The sequence below is a fragment of the Alcaligenes sp. SJTW-7 genome (assembly GCF_047716895.1).
Classification (GTDB): domain Bacteria; phylum Pseudomonadota; class Gammaproteobacteria; order Burkholderiales; family Burkholderiaceae_B; genus Alcaligenes; species Alcaligenes ammonioxydans.
Map to the genome: position 1 here is coordinate 2,325,812 of NZ_CP136682.1, position 17,945 is coordinate 2,343,756.

Here is a 17,945-nt window from a genome sequence, read left to right on the forward strand (position 1 = left end):
GAACTGGGCGAGGACTTATTCAGCCTGCTCATCCGCAGCCAAAGTGACGGGGCGTGCAGGAACGACAGTAGAGATCGCGTGCTTATACACCATTTGAGTGACTGTATTGCGCAGCAGTACGACATACTGATCGAAGGACTCGATCTGACCTTGCAGCTTGATGCCGTTGACCAGGTAGATCGACACAGGGATATGCTCCTTGCGCAGCGCGTTCAAAAACGGGTCTTGTAGAATTTGCCCTTTATTGCTCATTGGTGAGGCTCCGGTTATGTTGTTTTTCCAGAAATGGAAGCGAATCCCACTACTTTACCGGGTTTTCCCTGAATCCGCACGTTCCAGACTGGAGTTTTTTATCTATAGGTGTATATCAGGCGCTCTGCCCGAGAATCTGCCGCAAACTGTTGCACAGTCGGGCACATTGTTCGGGCGATCCTACCGTAATACGTAAATACTGCTCAATGCGTGGCTGACGGAAATAGCGAACCAGAATTCCATGCTCACGCAAGGCCTGCTGAATACCAGCAGCTGAATGCTTAGGGTGCGTAGCCATCAAAAAGTTCGCTTTGGAGGGCAAAACCTCAAAACCGAGCTGCTGCAGGTCGGCGCGCAACTGTTCACGGGCATCAATGACTGCCTGACACTGGCGTTCAAAATACGCCGTATCCTTCAGGGAAGCCACGGCACCCACTTGAGCGATGGTGTCCATGGGGTAGGAGTTGAAACTGTCTTTCACACGCTCCAGGGCTTGAATGATGTCCGCGCTGGCCAAGGCGTAACCCACGCGCAGACCGGCCAGCGCCCGCGACTTGGACATGGTCTGGATGACCACCAGATTGTCGTATTTTTCCAGCAGACCAACCGAGGACGTACCGCCAAAGTCCACATAAGCCTCATCCACCACTACCGTCGTGTCAGGGTTAGCGGAAAGAATCGCTTCAATGTCTTCCAGCGACAAAGGAATCCCGGTCGGCGCATTCGGATTGGCAAAAATAATGCCGGCGGGCGGCAGGCTGCGCTTGCGCACATAATCCTGCACATTCAGCGTGAAATCCTCGCGCAGCGGCACGATGTCAGCCGGCACGCCAAAGTACGAACAATACGTGGTGTAAAAGCTGTAGGTGATATCCGGCAACAGGACCGGACGCACGCCGCGCAGGAACAAGGCGCTGAACACATGGGCCAGCACTTCGTCCGAGCCGTTGCCCAGGAAAACGTTATTGGCGTTGACGCCGTGATTGTGAGCCACCGCGTCACGCAGCTCCTGGGCGCTGTAGGACGGGTAAAGACGCAAATTATCGGTCGCCGCCTGACGAATCGCTTCCAGCGCTTTGGGCGACGGACCGTAAGGATGCTCGTTTGTGTTCAGCTTCAAGAGGTTATCCAGCTTGACCTGCTCACCCGGAACATAGGGAGAAAGTCCAGCGACATGATCACTCCACAAACGGCTCATTACGCATCCTTCAAATAAGGGTTCTTAGATGATTTGAATTCGATTCGCAAAGGGGTGCCTTCCAGCTTGAAGGCCTCGCGAAAACGGCTTTCCAGATAGCGGCGATAACTGTCCGAAATTGCGTCCAGGGCGTTGCCGTGAATCACCACGATCGGAGGGTTCATGCCCCCTTGGTGAGCATACCGCAACTTGGGACGGAAAATGCCTTTACGCGGCGGCTGTTGCTGTTCCACCGCTTCTTGCATCACACGGGTGAGCTTGGGTGTAGACAATTTCGAGAAAGCGGCGGCATGGGCCTCATTAACCGATTTGAGCAAGGGATTGATCCCCTGCCCTTTCAACGCCGACAAGGTGTGCATCTTGGCAAAGTTCAAAAAGCGCAGCTTGCGATCGAACTCGCGCTTGATCCACTCGCGCTGATACTCGTCCAGCCCGTCCCACTTGTTGATGCCCACCACCAGCGCACGCCCGGTTTCCACAACGAAGCCGGCAATACTGGCGTCCTGGTCGGAAATTTCCGTATGTGCGTCAATCATCAGCAAGACTACGTTGCAGGCCTCAATTGCCTGCAAGGTCTTGATCACCGAGAACTTTTCCACCGCCTCGAACACCTTGCCGCGCTTGCGCAGTCCGGCCGTGTCGATCAGGGTGTACTCCACCCCGTTGCGTTCGAACTCGATTTCGATGGCATCGCGAGTCGTTCCGGGCTGGTCAAAGGCAATCACACGCTCTTCACCGACCAGGGTATTGATCAGGGTGGATTTGCCCACATTGGGTCGGCCCACAATCGCCAGCTTGATACGATGCTGGAATTGCTCGTCGTCCTGCCCATCCTGATCAGGCTCAGGACTGGGTACCTGCTCCAGGGCCAGATTGATCAGCTCTTCCACCCCGTCGCCGTGAGAGGCCGAAATCAGGTAAGGCTGGCCCAGGCCCAGCTCGTGAAACTCGACACCGCCAGCCTCATAGCGCATGCCCTCGGCCTTATTGACAGCCAGCAGCACTTTCTGACCCAGCTTGCGCAGTAACTGCGCAATTTCCAGGTCCAGCGCATTGACGCCCTCGCGGGCATCGACCAGGAAGACAACGACGTCGGCTTCGGCAATGGCTTGCTGGGTCTGGCGAGCCATCTCCAGCAGCATGCCGGTTTTAGCCACCGGCTCGAAACCGCCCGTATCGACCACGATATAGGGACGGCTGCCAACCCGGCCTTCGCCGTAATGACGGTCGCGAGTCAGGCCAGGGAAGTTGGCCACCAGCGCCGCGCGCGAACGCGTCAGGCGATTGAACAAAGTGGACTTGCCAACGTTGGCTCGACCGACCAAAGCCACAACGGGCTTAAAAGAAACGCTTTTCAATTGATTCCAACCAAGACCAAATTACCATTGCCCGTCTGGACCAGAACCCCACGCGGGGTTCCGACCAAAGGCGACACAATGGCACCACCGCCGACACTGACCCGGCCCAGCAAGGTGCCGTCCAGTCGCGATAGAAAGTGAACATAGCCTTCCTTGTCACCGGCGGCAAGCGCCTGGGGCAAGACGGCCAAAGGAGCCAGACCACGGTTTCGCAATGCCTTTTGCGTCCAGATGGTTTGCCCGTCTGTCAGGGCAAACGCGTCAATCTGATCGCGGCTATTGGCGGCATACAACATCTGATTGTCCGCTGCGATACCGGTACCGGCCGAAAATTCCCTGTCCCACACCAGGCGACCGCCCTGGGACACGTCAAAGCACGCCACCCGCCCCTGATAGGTTGCGCCACACAGCAAAGGATCGACCACTTGCGGAGCGCCCACAACGTCGTTAATGCGTTCCAGGTCGGTGGCGCCGCGGGACACGGAAATGCTGCCCTCCCAGACCAGACGACCTTGAGCCGCGTCAATCGCCATCAAGCGACCATTGGGCATGCCGGCCAACAACAGGCCATCAATAATGCGCATTTGCATGCTGGTCTTCAACGACAGTGCCGGCCCTGGACGCTGCAGACTCCAGCGCAGATCGCCTGTGCTGGCATCAAAGGCTTGCAAACGATAATCGCTGGTACGCACCACCACCACGCCGGCCCCGACGGCAGGCGGCACATTCACAGCACTGCTGCTACGGCTGCGCCACAATTCCTTGCCCGAGTCGTCAAATGCAATGACATTACCGTCTACCGAGGCAACTGCCGTCACCACTCCATCCGAGCCAGCACCAGCGGTCAACTTCTTGCCCGCATTGGCCGACCATTGCACACGCCCCGTGTCCAGATCCACTTTACTGACCTGACCGGAGACGGTCGCCGCGTAAACCGAGGAGCCGGCCACCTGTGGCGCAAAGCCCGAATCCGCACCGCTGCCAATCGAGGTGCTCCAGCTGATCTTGGCCGCCACACCCGGGGTGTACTCTGTCAGGGGAGCCGGCTCAAAGCGCGGGTCCTTGCTGGAGAACATGGAGCAGCCAGCCAATGCGGTCAGACTGAGTGCCAAGGCACTGAGACGCAAGGCACGCATGGCAGAAGACGAGGATTTACGAATAGTAGGAAGAGACATGAATTAAGCTCCTGCCAGGGCATCAAGTTTGATCTGTACCAACTGCGAAATGGGGTCTTGCTTGAGCAGCTCGACAGCCTGTTTCCAAGCCTCGCGTGCTGCTTCATTCTGTCCCTGAGCGGCCAAAATATCGCCTTTTCGATCCGCAAACAGACCGGCAAAGCTGACAGGAGGATTGTTCAGCTGAGCCAGGGCCTCGTCATACTCTTTCTGCTCCAGCAAGATACCGGCCAAACGCAGACGGGCCAAAGGCGTCAGAGCGGGGTCGTGGTTGGTCTTGACCATCCACTCCAGCTGCTCACGAGCTGGTGTCAGATTGCCTCGCTGCTGCAAAGCATGGGCAGCCAGCAACACACCTCGAGAGGTGTAGCCGGACTTGGGGAAATCGTTACGCAAGGTCGTGCTAGCGGCCAGAATGCGCGTCTCGGCCTCTTCACCGGTCTGGGTCGTGGCGCTTTCCAGGGCCTCGAAATAGCCCATGGCCTGCCCGGCCTGATGGCCTTGATACCACTGCCAGCCACGCCAGCCTGCTACGGCAGCCAACGCGGCAAACGCCAGCACAATGCACAAGGTGCCCCAGCGGTCCCACCATGCCCGCATGGCATCCAGTTTTTCCTGTTCTTCAAGATCGTAGGCCATGCTCAAATCCTTGCTGACAAAACACTGGCGAGTTCAGAGAAATCAACAGACTGTTGCTGCTGGGCGCCATCCGCAGCACGCAACCATTTCACACTGGCCTGTTCTTTTTGAAGTTCGTCCTCACCCAATATCACGGCGGCCTGTGCACCACTGGCATCGGCCCGCTTGAACTGGGACTTAAAGCCGCTGGAGCCGGCGTGAACAATCACCTGCAGGCCGGCATCACGCAGCTGCTCGGCCAAAAGCGAGGCCTTGCGCTGGGCAGCCTCACCTTGGTGAACCATGTAAACCTGGCACTCAGGGGCCTGCTCCTGCTCACCCTCTTGGGAGCACAAATCCAATAAACGCTCCATGCCAATCGCGAAACCGACGGCGGGCGCAGGCTTGCCGCCCATCAGCTCGATCAGACCGTCGTAGCGTCCCCCGCCGCACACCGTGCCTTGCGCACCCAAGCGATCGGTTACCCACTCGAACACCGTCAGATTGTAGTAATCCAGACCCCGCACCAGACGCGGGTTCAAGGTGTAGCCAATACCGGCATCATCCAGGCGGTCACACACACCCTTGAAGTGGGCGCGGGACTCCTCGCCCAGAAAGTCGAACAGACGCGGAGCCGCATTAGCCATATCCTGCATGGCCGGATTTTTGGTGTCCAAGACCCGCAAGGGATTGGTGTACATGCGCCGCTGGGCTTCCTCGTCCAGCACGTCCTTGTGAGCTTCCAGGTGTTCGATCAGGGCGGCGCGGTGAGCGGCACGCTCTTCAGCCTGCCCCAGGGAGTTGAGCTCCAGACGAATGTCGGTAAGCCCCAGCTTCTTCCACAAACGGGCCAGCATGACGATCAATTCGGCATCCACGTCTGGACCAGGCAAACCAAGCGCTTCCACGTCGATCTGGTGGAACTGACGATAGCGACCACGCTGCGGGCGCTCATGGCGAAACACGGGGCCCATGGCGTAAACGCGATGGGGCCGGTCATACAGAAGGTTGTGCTCAATCGAGGCACGCACCATGCCAGCCGTAAACTCGGGACGCATGGTGAGCTTGTCGCCATTGAGCGAGTCGGTAAAGGAATACATTTCCTTTTCGACAATATCGGTCACTTCGCCAATGCCACGGGCAAACAACTGGGTATGTTCCAGCACGGGAGTACGCATATTGCGATAGCCGTAACTGGCCAGCCATTCCCGCACCAGAGCCTCCAGGGCCTCCCACTGTGCGCTTTCACCCGGTAGGGTGTCTTTCATGCCCGTCAGGGCGCGGAGCTTTTGAAACTGCTGCGTCATAATTCTAATGGTTTGCTCGCCATAGACTGACAAGCGTGTTGATCAAACCGTTGGCGCCCTGCCGTAGCGTCGCTCAACGTAATTCTGGACAATGGTCTGAAATTCTTGAGCGATAGTATCACCCTTCAGGGTCACCACCCGCTCACCATCCACATAGACCGGCGCCGAGGGCACTTCCCCGGTTCCCGGCAAACTGATGCCTATGTCCGCGTGCCGGCTCTCGCCCGGACCATTGACCACACAGCCCATGACCGCGACGTTCATGGTTTCCACGCCGGGGTACTGATCCTTCCAGACAGGCATCTGGTCACGCAAATAACGTTGAATATCGTTGGCCAGTTCCTGGAACACCGTACTGCTGGTGCGACCACAACCCGGGCAGGCCACGACCATAGGCGTGAAGGCGCGCAAGCCCATGGTCTGCAGAATTTCCTGAGCCACCACCACCTCACGGGCACGATCACCGCCCGGCTCAGGCGTCAGGGAAATACGAATGGTGTCACCAATGCCTTGCTGCAACAGCACGGCCAGGGCCGCGGTCGAAGCCACAATTCCCTTGCTGCCCATCCCGGCTTCAGTCAAGCCCAAATGCAGCGCGTAATCGCAGCGTGCCGACAAATCCTGGTAGACCGTAATCAGGTCCTGTACATGGCTGACCTTGCAAGACAGTACGATCCGGTTACCCGACAAGCCCAGCTCCTCAGCACGCTGGGCGTTGCTGATGGCAGAGATGACCAGGGCATCACGCATGACCGCCTGGGCGGTCCAGGGCTGAGCGCGCTGATTGTTCTCATCCATCATGCGGGCCATCAGCTCATGATCCAGGCTGCCCCAGTTCACGCCAATGCGCACGGCCTTGTCATACCGGCAGGCAATATCAATCATCTTGGCGAAATTATCATCCCGGCGCTTGCCGCCGCCCATATTGCCCGGATTGATTCGGTACTTGGACAGGGCCTGGGCACACTCGGGATAATCCGCCAGCAATTTGTGACCGTTGTAGTGAAAGTCGCCGACCAGGGGGACATTCACCCCCATGCGATCCAACTGCTCACGAATGGCGGGCACCTCACGGGCTGCCTCGGGGGTATTGACGGTGATACGCACCATCTCGGAGCCCGCTCGGGCCAACTCCTTCACCTGAATCGCCGTCGCAATCGCATCGACCGTATCGGTGTTGGTCATGGACTGGACCACAACCGGTGCCGAGCCCCCCAGTTTAACGACATGATTACCCCAGCGCACATCCACGGTACGCGTCACCCGTTTGGGCTGGGCGCCAACCGGCAGAGGCTGGCAAGCAGAGGAAATTTCGGGACCCTGCGTCATTTCTTCAAGTCCTTGAGCCAATCAAATACCAGCCATTCCTGGGGAACCCAGCCCCGGTCAATGGCATAAAAGCCCGCTACCAACAACAACACAACAATAATCAGAATCCAGACCCAGCCAAAACCGCCGCGCGAATCGGCATACAGACTCAAGTCGGCTTTGCCCAGTCCTGAACCGGAGGGACTGCGCGGCACGGGCTTGGGTGCCGCCGTGTCACTGACCTGAGCTTCCAGCATGACCAACACCGCCGACACGTCAGCCTGCAGAAAACGCGCATAGTTGCGCACCATCCCCCGCAACGGCTGGCCACCGGGGAGCTGATCCCACTCCTGGGCCTCCAGAGCCTCAAGCTGACGCACGGAAAACTTCAAACGGGTGGAAGCTTCGTTAAGCGTACAGGATCGCGCCAGACGCAACTCCCGCAGTGTAGGGCCTACCCCTGAGCCCGCATCCGGAGCCGATTGATGGGAGGAGTCCAGAGTCTCGCTCATGCACGTTCCTGTTTGATTTGAATGACCGCCCGATCAGGCAATCGCTGTTCGATGCGGGTGCGATCTCGTATATCGCCCGCCAACTGCCCACACGCGGCGGCGATATCATCGCCGCGGGTCTTGCGCACAGTCGTTACCACCCCACCATCCATCAGCCTCTGGGCAAACTGCTTGACGCGCGCTGCCGAAGAACGTTTCAGACCGGACTGCGGAAAAGGGTTGAATGGGATCAAGTTAAATTTACAGCGCACAATACGCGCAATATCCAACAATTCCTGCGCATGCTGATCCGTATCATTGATACCGTCCAGCATGATGTATTCAAACGTGATGAAGTCACGCGGGGCATGCTCCAGATACCGGTTACAGGCATCGAGCAGCTCAGCCAGCGGATACTTCTTGTTCAACGGCACCAGCCGATCGCGCAGCGCGTCATTGGGCGCATGCAGGGACACCGCCAGGGCAACCGGGCAATCCTGAGCCAGACGGTCCATCATCGGCACTACGCCGGATGTGGAAACCGTGACGCGGCGGCGAGACAGACCGTAGGCGTTATCATCGAGCATCAGGCGCAAGGCACCGAGCACCTGATCGTAATTGAGCAAAGGCTCCCCCATGCCCATCATGACCACATTGCTGATCACCCGGGTACTGGTTTGCGCGGCATCGCCAATACGAGCGGTTTCCGGCGCACTAAGCAAGGCCCGACGGGCATACCACAACTGACCAATGATCTCCGCAGTGGTCAGATTGCGATTAAAGCCCTGATATCCGGTCGAACAGAACGGGCAGGCAACGGTACAACCTGCCTGACTGGAAATACAAAGCGTGCCTCGATCGTCCTCGGGAATGAAAACCGCCTCAACCGCGTTGTTGCTACCGACATCAAACAGCCACTTGCGGGTGCCGTCGGCAGAAATATGTTCGTGCGACATGCTGGGCGCGGTGACAAGGCAATGAGCCGTCAATTGCTCGCGGAACTCGCGCGCCAGGTCGGTCATCTGCCCAAAGTCGTCCTGTTGCCGCTGGTGTATCCAGCGCTGCAATTGGCGCGCTCGGAAAGGCTTGCCACCCCATTGGGCGACCAGTTCAACAAGTTGCTCCGGGCCCAGGCCCAGAAGATTGATAGGTTCGAGCGATGACATAAAAAAATAATACCTTCACGCCGTCTGGCATTTATCTTGTTGCACAAGCGCAAACAAGTCTCTTTTCTGAGAGGTGCCCGGCGCACCACCGTTGCGGCGGGCCGGGCAATTCCTGATCAGAGTGCCGCCAGTACTGCGCGGTTCAGCCTATTAACGGCTGTAAACGTTGCACTCTGGGAAGAAGAAAGCGATTTCAACCGCAGCGGTTTCCGGCGCGTCGGAACCATGCACGGCATTGGCGTCAATGCTTTCAGCGAAATCAGCGCGGATGGTGCCGGGCTCAGCTTTCTTGGGGTCGGTGGCACCCATCAGCTCACGGTTCTTGGCAATGGCGCCTTCGCCTTCCAGAACCTGCACGAACACAGGACCGGAAACCATGAAGTCAACCAGATCCTTGAAGAAAGGACGCTCGGCGTGGACGCCGTAAAAACGCTCGGCTTCGCCACGGGACAAGTGAACCAGGCGACCAGCGATCACTTTCAGGCCAGCGCCTTCAAAGCGGGAAATAATCTGACCGATCACGTTTTTAGCAACAGCGTCGGGCTTGATAATGGACAGAGTGCGTTCAATAGCCATGTGAAAATCCAAATAAGAACAATATAGTGTAGTCTTTGCTGCGTAAAGCAAAATGCAGATCCGACGGTTCGCGCTAAATTTTTTAATGAAAACAAGCACTTTCATCAGATTTACGGCAACCCGGCATTTTACCACGCCAAAGACGCACGGCCACATCTTAAAATAGTGCATCTTACATTCGTTTTTTACCCAGGATTAGTTCCGCCTTCTGCGGCACCTACCGTGCCATACGAGGGGGACAGACCGCATCACCATGACCAACTCATCCGCAACGACCTCCGACGAGCAGCTATCCAAGAGCTTTGAACCCCAGGAAATCGAAACGCGCTGGTACGCGCGCTGGGAACAAGCCGACCTTTTCAAGGGTGGCCAACACGTCCAGCCCTTGGGCGATCATCAGTCAGAACCTTTTGTGATTCAGTCCCCGCCGCCGAACGTCACCGGGACGCTGCACATGGGTCACGCTTTTAACCAGACCATCATGGATGGCCTGACGCGCTACCACCGCATGAAAGGCGACGATACGGTCTACATTCCTGGTACCGATCACGCCGGGATTGCCACCCAGATCATTGTGGAGCGCCAGCTTGATGCCCAAAACATCAGCCGCCACGACCTGGGCCGCGAGAAATTCCTGGAAAAAGTCTGGGAATGGAAGGAAAAGTCCGGCAATACCATTACTGGCCAGTTTCGTCGCCTGGGTGCTTCCTGCGACTGGAGCCGCGAATACTTCACCATGGATGACAAACTGTCCCGTGGCGTGCTGGAGACCTTCGTGCGCTTGTACGAACAGGGGCTGATTTACCGGGGCAAGCGCCTGGTGAACTGGGACCCCGTGCTGGGTACCGCCGTATCCGACCTGGAAGTGGTGAGCGAGGAAGAGGACGGCCACCTGTGGGAAATCCGTTATCCGCTGACTACCCCCCAGGGGGAATTGACCCATCTGACGGTGGCCACCACCCGCCCTGAAACGATGCTGGGCGACGTCGCCCTGATGGTGCACCCTGAGGACGAGCGCTATATCGGCCTGATCGGCCAAACCGTTACCCTGCCTCTGGTTGGCCGCTCCATCCCGATCATTGCGGACGACTACGTGGACCCAGCCTTTGGTACCGGCGTGGTGAAGGTAACTCCTGCCCACGACTTCAATGACTACGCCGTTGGCCAGCGCCACGGCCTGGAAATGATCAGCATCCTGACTCTGGATGCCCACATTGCGGATACTGCCCCCGAAGCCTATCAAGGCCTGGAGCGCTTTGCCGCGCGCAAGCAAATCGTGGCCGATCTGGAAGCCCAGGGACTGCTGCAGGCCGTCAAGCCTCACAAACTGATGGTGCCGCGGGGCGACCGCACCAATACGGTCATCGAACCCATGCTGACCGACCAGTGGTTTGTAGCCATGAGCAAGCCCGCTCCGGAAGACTCGCTGCACCCCGGCAAAAGCATCACCCAGGTTGCCCTGGACGTGGTGGCCGATGGCCGTGTGCGCTTCTACCCTGACAACTGGTCCAACACCTACAACCAGTGGCTGAACAATATTCAGGACTGGTGCATTTCCCGTCAGCTGTGGTGGGGTCACCAGATTCCCGCCTGGTACGCCGAAGACGGCAGCCTGTTTGTCGCCCGCTCCGAAGAGGACGCTCTGGAACAAGCCCGCGCCGCTGGCGTGACAGGCCCCTTGCGCCGCGACGAAGATGTACTGGACACCTGGTTCTCCTCCGCCCTGGTGCCCTTTACCGACCTGGGCTGGCCCGAAGAAACGCCTGACCTGGCGCGCTACCTACCCTCCAGCGTGCTGGTAACCGGTTTCGACATTATTTTCTTCTGGGTGGCCCGCATGGTCATGATGAGCATGCACCTGACCGGCCGCGTTCCTTTCAAGACCGTCTACGTGCATGGGCTGGTCTGCGACATGGAAGGCAAGAAAATGAGCAAATCCAAGGGCAATACCATTGACCCGGTGGATTTGATCGACGGCATAGATCTGGAAAGCCTCCTGCACAAGCGCACCTTTGGCCTGATGAACCCCAAGCAGGCGCAAAGCATTAGCAAGCGCACCAAGAAAGACTATCCCGATGGCATCCCCGCCTTCGGTACGGACGCGTTGCGCTTTACCATGGCCGCCTATGCCACGCTGGGCCGCAACATCAACTTCGACATGAAGCGCTGCGAAGGTTACCGCAACTTCTGCAACAAGCTGTGGAATGCCACCCGCTTTGTGCTGATGAACACCGAAGGCCATGAGCTCCACACGGATGCTCCAGCCGAATTGAGCTTTGCCGATCGCTGGATCATCAGCTTGCTGCAAGGTCTCGAGCAGGACGCTGAACGCGGATTTGCCGACTACCGTTTCGACAACATCGCCAACGCCATCTACCACTTTGTGTGGGACGAGTACTGTGACTGGTACCTGGAGCTGGCCAAGACTCAGATTCAAAATGGCACACCCGAACAGCAGCTGGGCACCCGTCGCACCCTGATCCGCGTGCTGGAAGTGGTGCTACGCGTTGCGCATCCCATCATCCCTTTCATCACGGAAGAGCTGTGGCAGAAAGTCTCGGTGGTGGCTGGCAAGCGCGCTGCCGATGAAACCACCAGCATTTCGGTTCAGCCTTACCCGATTGCCAACCCTGCCGCCATTGATGAACAGGCACAGGCACAGGTCGCAGAGCTGAAAGCCCAGGTCGACGCCATTCGCGCCCTGCGAGGCGAAATGAACATCTCGCCCGCCCAGCGTGTACCGCTGATTGCACAAGGTGACGCCGCCACCCTGAAAGCCAACAGCCCTTACCTGGCTGCCTTGGGCAAACTGGAAAGCGTGGAAATTGTGGACCAGTTGCCCACAGACGCAGGCGCACCCGTACAAGTGATTGGCACCACTCAGCTCATGCTGCATGTAGAGATCGACGCGGAAGCGGAGCGTATCCGTCTTTCCAAGGAAATCGAGCGCCTCCAAGGGGAGATCAACAAGGCCGAAGCCAAACTGGGCAACGCCAGCTTTGTGGAGCGCGCCCCTGCCGCTGTGGTCGAACAGGAGCGCCAGCGCGTGGCTCAGTTCGGTGAAACGCTGGCCAAGGTGAAGCAGCAGTTTGATCGTCTGGGCTGATACCGCGACGTAAACCCAGGCAACAGGCAACGGCCCTGCACTCGTGCAGGGCCTTTTTATTGCCATCAAGGGCTTAGCCTACAGATCACTTACGAGGGCAGCGCGCCGATTCAGCACCACGAGCGGAGCGTTCTTGCCTCTTAAAAAGCCGGCAGCCTCTCTTGCCTGCGCTACACCGCCATCACAACACGTCCGTCACCGAGCATAGCGATCCACCCTGACACAAGGGGCCAAGCCCGTGGCAAGGAGCCGCTCTCGCAAATCACAGATGACACAAAGCCTGCTCCGAGGGGCAGAGCGTCAAAAAAGTCGTTGGGCATAGCGACGTGGGCGAGCCTGCCGGCAAGCCCAGCCCCGCTTGTTCGACCTGCTGATAGCTCAGCAAGCGCAAGCTGGTTCAATCAGGCTGTTGTGCCGCCAAAGAAGCCAAAAACCGTTCATCCGCCTTGCTAAGTTCGCCACGCTGGCGAGCCAGCTCAATCAGCTCAGGACGGCGCGTCACGGTCAAACGCAGGGATTGCTCTCGTCGCCAAGCCTGGATACGACCATGGTGACCAGACATCAACACCTCAGGCACCGCTTGGCCGCGGTAAACCTCGGGGCGTGTGTAATGTGGACTATCCAGCAAACCGCTGTTGCCCGCATGAAAGGAATCCTGGCGCGCCGAATCAGCGTCGTTCAGCACTCCCGGCAAGAGGCGGACCACGCTATCGATGATTGCCAGGGAAGCAATCTCGCCGCCTGACAACACAAAGTCCCCCAAAGACAGCTCCTGGGTAACCCGTGCATCAATAAAACGTTGATCGATACCCTCATAGCGACCACAAACCAGAACCGCGCCGGGACTTTGAGCCAGTTCCTGCGCCACAGCCTGATCAAAGCGTCGCCCTGTAGGACTCAGCAAGATAACTTCCGGACTATCGCCACGATCCGCCAAAGCCTGATCCAGCGCATCATTCAAGGGATCAGCCAGCATGACCATGCCCGGGCCGCCGCCATAAGGGCGATCGTCCACGGTACGATGCACGTCCGTGGTGTAGTCACGCGGATTCCAGGTCCGCATCTGCCAGATGCCCTGCTTGTGTGCGCGGCCGGTGACACCAGCCTCGCTGACCACATCAAACATGTCCGGGAACAGGGTCAGGGCATCAAATCGCATGAGGGCTCGGCAAGAGAAAAAGTGGCTGGAGCATGACGATACAGAGCCCAGCGGGCCTTAGTATCGCAATCGCTAGGCAGGGAAGGATCAAATCGCCCAGTGACTATGCAGTTCGCGAGCAGGCAAATCGACCGTATGCACAATGGCTTGCACAAAGGGCACCAGCTCTTCCAGTGGTCGGCCCTGCTCGTCTTTCTCAGGCGCAAAGACGCCGTAGGCGTCCCAGCAGCCCCGATGCACGACCAAAATCGAATGAGCGCCATTATCCAGCACTTCTGCCACCTGGCCCAGAAGGTGCGCTTGGCCCTCCTGCTCGCCAAAAAAGCGGCAGCCGATCAGATCAACCCAATAAAACTCATCGTCGTCCGCCGGGGGAAAAGCGGCACGGGATACCCAAACCGTATGCCCTTTAAGGGCTTGGGCCACCTCTCGATTATCCAGACCTTCAAACTGCGCCACGATGGTTGCCCCATGCTGCTTGGCTGTTTGGATCTGTCTTGGCGATGCAGACGCAAAAACGCCCGCCTGAGATCCAGGCCGGGGCGTTTTTAACCACCATGTTTTTGCATTTAGCAGTGCTTTGGTCTGCATGGAATGCGGCTGGATCTTAACCCAGCCACGCACGCCATAAGCGGAAACAATGCGTCCCAACTCAACAAGGTCAGCAGGAATCGCGTCTTGCTTCACACTAAACACTACCAAAAAACAGGTGAATCAACTTAGGCAGCCGAAGCAACCTTAGCCGAGTATTCTTTCAACAGGCGAGCCACAGCGGGCGAAACCTGTGCACCGTTGTCGGTGAAGTGCTTAACGCGGTCCATTTGCAGACGCAGGTTTTCCTGACCTTCGCCAGCAACGGGGTTGTAAAAACCCAGACGTTCGATGAAGCGACCATCACGGCGTTGGCTCGCCTCGGCGGCTACTACGTTGTAAAAAGGACGCTTTTTGGAGCCACCACGGGCCAAGCGAATTACCACCATTGATAATCCCTTTATTGTGTAAGGTAAACAAAAAATTCTAGCACTATTCTGGCAAGCATGCCAAAAGTAACACGCTAAGATAGCAGATTCAGTGCTAGATACGCAACAGACAAAACAGTATTCTACCGCCGTCAGCTTAACGACGGCGTAAAAAATGCAGAGTTTTTTCGGCTTGCTGGTCTTGAGCCAACAATTCGTTGCCAGTTTGGCGACAAAAAGCCTGAAAATCCTGAATGGCGTGCTGGTCGGTGGTGATAACTTGCAACACTTGCCCGGACTCCAGTTGCGCCAAAGCTTTCTTGGCACGCAGGATGGGCAAGGGGCATTTCAGCCCGCTTGCATCCACCTGCAGATCGCTGTTGGGCAAAGCGCCAGTCTCGCACATCGCCATTACGCACCCAACTTGCTTTGGACCCAGGCCTGCACCGAGGCATTGGCCTGTGGCAAGACGCTGGCATCGGTACCGCCGCCCATGGCCATATCAGGACGACCACCACCCTTCCCGCCCAACTGCGAGGCTACAAAGCCCACCAGGTCACCCGCCTTGACCTTGGAGGTCAGGTCAGGCGTTACGCCTGCCACCAGGCTGACCTTTCCGTCCGCCACGATAGACAGCAGGATCACGGCAGACTGCAGCTTGTTCTTCAACTGATCGGCCATTTCGCGCAAGGCTCTGGCTTCCACGCCTTGCAGCGTGGCCACCAGCAAGCGGCTGCTGTCATTCAAGGGTACGGCCTGAGCCAACAGATCCTGACCAGCCGAAGCCGCCAGCTTGGATTGCATTTGCTCGCGCTCGCGCTCCAAATCCTTGATCTGACCTTGCAAGGCGTTGATACGGGTTAGCAGACCTTCTGGCTGAGTACGCAGGCTGGCGGAAGCCTCGCTCAGCAAGCGCTCCCGCGCTTGCACCCAATGCAGGCTGTTGGTGCCGGTAATGGCCTCGACACGGCGCACGCCAGCGGCGACACCACCTTCCGAGACAATCTTGAACAAACCGATGTCGCCCGTGCGTTGAACGTGAGTGCCACCGCACAGTTCACGCGAGAAACCGATATCCAGCACGCGCACTTCGTCGCCGTACTTTTCACCAAACAAAGCCATGGCACCGCCACTGACGGCGTCGTCAAAGGACATCAGTTGGGCTTGCACGGCCTGGTTCGCCAGAACCTGCTCGTTCACAATCGCTTCGACTTGCGCGATTTGCTCGGCCGTCATGGCGGCATCGTGCGCAAAGTCAAAACGGGTTTTTTCAGCATCTACCAGGGAACCACGTTGCTGAACGTGACCGCCCAGCACCTGACGCAAAGCCTTGTGCATCAAATGCGTGGCCGAGTGGTTACGAATCACACGCTCGCGGCGCTCGGTATCCACCTGGGCTTGAACGGTCTGGCCCACTGTCAGGGTGCCTGCGTTCAACACGCCTTGGTGCCCGAAAACCTGATTGGAAATCTTTTGGGTATCTTGCACCTCAAAGAACAAACCCGCGGCATCGCTCAGGATACCTGCGTCACCTACCTGACCACCGGACTCGGCGTAGAAAGGGGTGGCATCCAGAACCACTACCGCTTGCTGGCCCGGGGTCACGGACTGCACGGAGGTGCCATCCACATACAAGGCAGTGACCGTACCACTGCCTTCCAGGGTGGTGTAACCATCAAAACGAGTTTGCACGCCGGAGTAGCTCAGGCCTTCGGCTGTTTTGAACTTGCCCGAAGCGCGTGCCATCTGGCGCTGGTTTTCCATGGCGACTTCAAAACCGTCCAGATCGACCTCAATGCCACGCTCGCGGCAGATGTCGGCGGTCAAGTCCACGGGGAAACCGTAGGTATCGTACAAGGTGAACAGCGTCTGGCCGTCCAGCTTGGCATTCTCTGGCAGGTTGGCCAAAGCGCCTTCCAGAATGCGCATGCCGTTTTCCAGCGTTTCGCTGAAACGCTCTTCTTCCTGGCGCAGCACTTGTTCGATACGCTCGCGCTGGCTAATCAGCTCGGGGTAGGCTTCGCCCATGGTCAGACCCAGGTCCTGTACCAAACGGTAGAAGAACAAGCCCTTCTGACCCAGCTTGTGACCGTGACGCAGTGCGCGTCGAATAATACGGCGCAACACATAGCCGCGACCTTCATTGCTGGGAATGACCCCGTCAATAATCAGAAAGCTGCAGGCACGGATATGATCGGCAATCACCTTGAGCGAGTTGTTGCTCAGGTCACTGGTCTTGGTTTCGCGTGCGGCGGCCTGAATCAGGGATTGGAACAGGTCGATTTCGTAGTTGGAGTGCACATGCTGCAACACCGCCGAAATACGCTCCAGACCCATGCCCGTATCCACACAAGGCTTGGGCAGCGGCGTCATGGTGCCGTCAGCGGAACGTTCGAACTGCATGAACACCAGGTTCCACACCTCGATGTAGCGGTCGCCGTCCTCCTCGGGCGAACCGGGAGGGCCGCCCCAAACATCAGGACCGTGGTCGTAGAAGATTTCAGAGCACGGCCCACAGGGACCGGTATCGGCCATCTGCCAGAAGTTGTCCGAGTTGTAGCGCACGCCACCCTTATCGCCAATGCGGATGATGCGCTCTTTGGGCACCCCAATTTCCGAGGCCCAGATATCGTAGGCCTCATCGTCTTCCTGATAGACGGTGACCCAGAGTTTTTCGGCAGGCAGTTTGTAAACCGTCGTCAGCAGTTCCCAGGCATAGCGAATGGCGTCTTGCTTGAAGTAGTCGCCAAAGCTGAAGTTGCCCAACATTTCAAAAAAGGTGTGGTGACGAGCGGTGTAGCCCACGTTTTCCAGGTCGTTATGCTTGCCACCGGCACGAACACAACGCTGAGAGCTGGTCGCACGGTTGTAGGGGCGGGTTTCCTTGCCCGTGAACACATCTTTGAACTGCACCATCCCTGCGTTTGTGAACAGCAAGGTAGGATCATTGCCTGGCACCAGCGAAGCCGAGGAAACGATGTGGTGTCCCTTGGATTCAAAAAAAGAAAGAAACTTCTGACGAATTTCTGAGGTTTTCATTACATGCAACGCGATGGAAAATTTAACTGCCTATTATAAGACGATCAGCCTTGCAGCCCATGCGCGCGCTGCGCTGGCACAACACCTGCCGCCCCGGCAAAGCAGTGAGAAGCCAGGACGCCACACTCCCTGTACGAGCGGCTGCGTAAGCGACAAATAGTACTGTTTTCAGCGGGTAGAAACAACAATTCCGACCCTTGCGAGTCGGAATGTCCATGCACCCTGCTCAAATT

General features: G+C 57.7%; 16 protein-coding genes. 1 reads left to right on the forward strand and 15 read right to left on the reverse strand.

The window, feature by feature from the left end:
• Positions 1-15: 15 nt before the first annotated feature.
• From hfq to ndk, 10 genes are all read right to left on the reverse strand, one after another.
• Positions 16-252, reverse strand: coding sequence for an RNA chaperone Hfq (hfq, locus tag RSQ48_RS10460; RefSeq protein ID WP_003799329.1), 237 nt, complete (start codon positions 250-252; stop codon positions 16-18).
• A gap of 115 nt (positions 253-367) precedes the next feature.
• On the reverse strand, positions 368-1,450 hold the full coding sequence (hisC, locus tag RSQ48_RS10465; protein ID WP_131070664.1) for a histidinol-phosphate transaminase: 1,083 nt from the start codon (positions 1,448-1,450) through the stop codon (positions 368-370).
• On the reverse strand, positions 1,450-2,808 hold the full coding sequence (gene der / locus RSQ48_RS10470; RefSeq protein ID WP_003799325.1) for a ribosome biogenesis GTPase Der: 1,359 nt from the start codon (positions 2,806-2,808) through the stop codon (positions 1,450-1,452). The genes hisC and der overlap by 1 nt, the downstream gene beginning before the upstream one ends.
• Positions 2,805-3,983 (reverse strand): outer membrane protein assembly factor BamB, encoded by a 1,179-nt coding sequence (bamB, locus tag RSQ48_RS10475; protein ID WP_003799320.1) that lies wholly within the window; start codon positions 3,981-3,983, stop codon positions 2,805-2,807. The genes der and bamB overlap by 4 nt, the downstream gene beginning before the upstream one ends.
• A gap of 3 nt (positions 3,984-3,986) precedes the next feature.
• Positions 3,987-4,622 carry a YfgM family protein gene (locus tag RSQ48_RS10480; protein WP_059318848.1) on the reverse strand — a complete coding sequence of 212 codons (636 nt, stop codon included), beginning with the start codon at positions 4,620-4,622 and terminating at the stop codon, positions 3,987-3,989.
• 2 nt (positions 4,623-4,624) lie between these two features.
• Positions 4,625-5,908 carry a histidine--tRNA ligase gene (hisS, locus tag RSQ48_RS10485; protein ID WP_003799315.1) on the reverse strand — a complete coding sequence of 428 codons (1,284 nt, stop codon included), beginning with the start codon at positions 5,906-5,908 and terminating at the stop codon, positions 4,625-4,627.
• 42 nt (positions 5,909-5,950) lie between these two features.
• Positions 5,951-7,237: a flavodoxin-dependent (E)-4-hydroxy-3-methylbut-2-enyl-diphosphate synthase gene (gene ispG / locus RSQ48_RS10490; protein WP_415301768.1), complete on the reverse strand. Its 1,287-nt coding sequence runs from the start codon at positions 7,235-7,237 to the stop codon at positions 5,951-5,953.
• A complete protein-coding gene (locus RSQ48_RS10495; RefSeq protein ID WP_415301769.1) occupies positions 7,234-7,728 on the reverse strand; it encodes a helix-turn-helix domain-containing protein in 495 nt (164 codons plus the stop codon). Before RSQ48_RS10495 ends, ispG begins: the two co-directional genes overlap by 4 nt.
• Positions 7,725-8,873, reverse strand: coding sequence for a 23S rRNA (adenine(2503)-C(2))-methyltransferase RlmN (gene rlmN, locus RSQ48_RS10500; RefSeq protein ID WP_003799309.1), 1,149 nt, complete (start codon positions 8,871-8,873; stop codon positions 7,725-7,727). The genes RSQ48_RS10495 and rlmN overlap by 4 nt, the downstream gene beginning before the upstream one ends.
• Before the next feature lie 150 nt (positions 8,874-9,023).
• The gene (gene ndk / locus RSQ48_RS10505; RefSeq protein ID WP_003799306.1) at positions 9,024-9,449 is read right to left on the reverse strand and encodes a nucleoside-diphosphate kinase; all 426 of its coding nucleotides are present in this window, start codon (positions 9,447-9,449) and stop codon (positions 9,024-9,026) included.
• 253 nt (positions 9,450-9,702) lie between these two features.
• Here ndk and RSQ48_RS10510 point away from each other — a divergent pair, with 253 nt between their 5' ends.
• Positions 9,703-12,555: a valine--tRNA ligase gene (locus RSQ48_RS10510; protein ID WP_415301770.1), complete on the forward strand. Its 2,853-nt coding sequence runs from the start codon at positions 9,703-9,705 to the stop codon at positions 12,553-12,555.
• Between the two features lie 397 nt (positions 12,556-12,952).
• On the opposite strand, the gene trmD is transcribed toward RSQ48_RS10510, so the two are convergent.
• The 5 genes from trmD to alaS form a co-directional block, all read right to left on the reverse strand.
• Positions 12,953-13,714 (reverse strand): tRNA (guanosine(37)-N1)-methyltransferase TrmD, encoded by a 762-nt coding sequence (gene trmD, locus RSQ48_RS10515; RefSeq protein ID WP_415301771.1) that lies wholly within the window; start codon positions 13,712-13,714, stop codon positions 12,953-12,955.
• 87 nt (positions 13,715-13,801) lie between these two features.
• Positions 13,802-14,401 carry a ribosome maturation factor RimM gene (rimM, locus tag RSQ48_RS10520; protein ID WP_301605845.1) on the reverse strand — a complete coding sequence of 200 codons (600 nt, stop codon included), beginning with the start codon at positions 14,399-14,401 and terminating at the stop codon, positions 13,802-13,804.
• 32 nt (positions 14,402-14,433) lie between these two features.
• The gene (gene rpsP / locus RSQ48_RS10525) at positions 14,434-14,694 is read right to left on the reverse strand and encodes a 30S ribosomal protein S16 (protein ID WP_003799298.1); all 261 of its coding nucleotides are present in this window, start codon (positions 14,692-14,694) and stop codon (positions 14,434-14,436) included.
• Between the two features lie 136 nt (positions 14,695-14,830).
• A complete protein-coding gene (locus RSQ48_RS10530; protein ID WP_301605846.1) occupies positions 14,831-15,085 on the reverse strand; it encodes a sulfurtransferase TusA family protein in 255 nt (84 codons plus the stop codon).
• The gene (alaS, locus tag RSQ48_RS10535) at positions 15,085-17,712 is read right to left on the reverse strand and encodes an alanine--tRNA ligase (protein ID WP_301605847.1); all 2,628 of its coding nucleotides are present in this window, start codon (positions 17,710-17,712) and stop codon (positions 15,085-15,087) included. Before alaS ends, RSQ48_RS10530 begins: the two co-directional genes overlap by 1 nt.
• Positions 17,713-17,945: the final 233 nt, after the last annotated feature.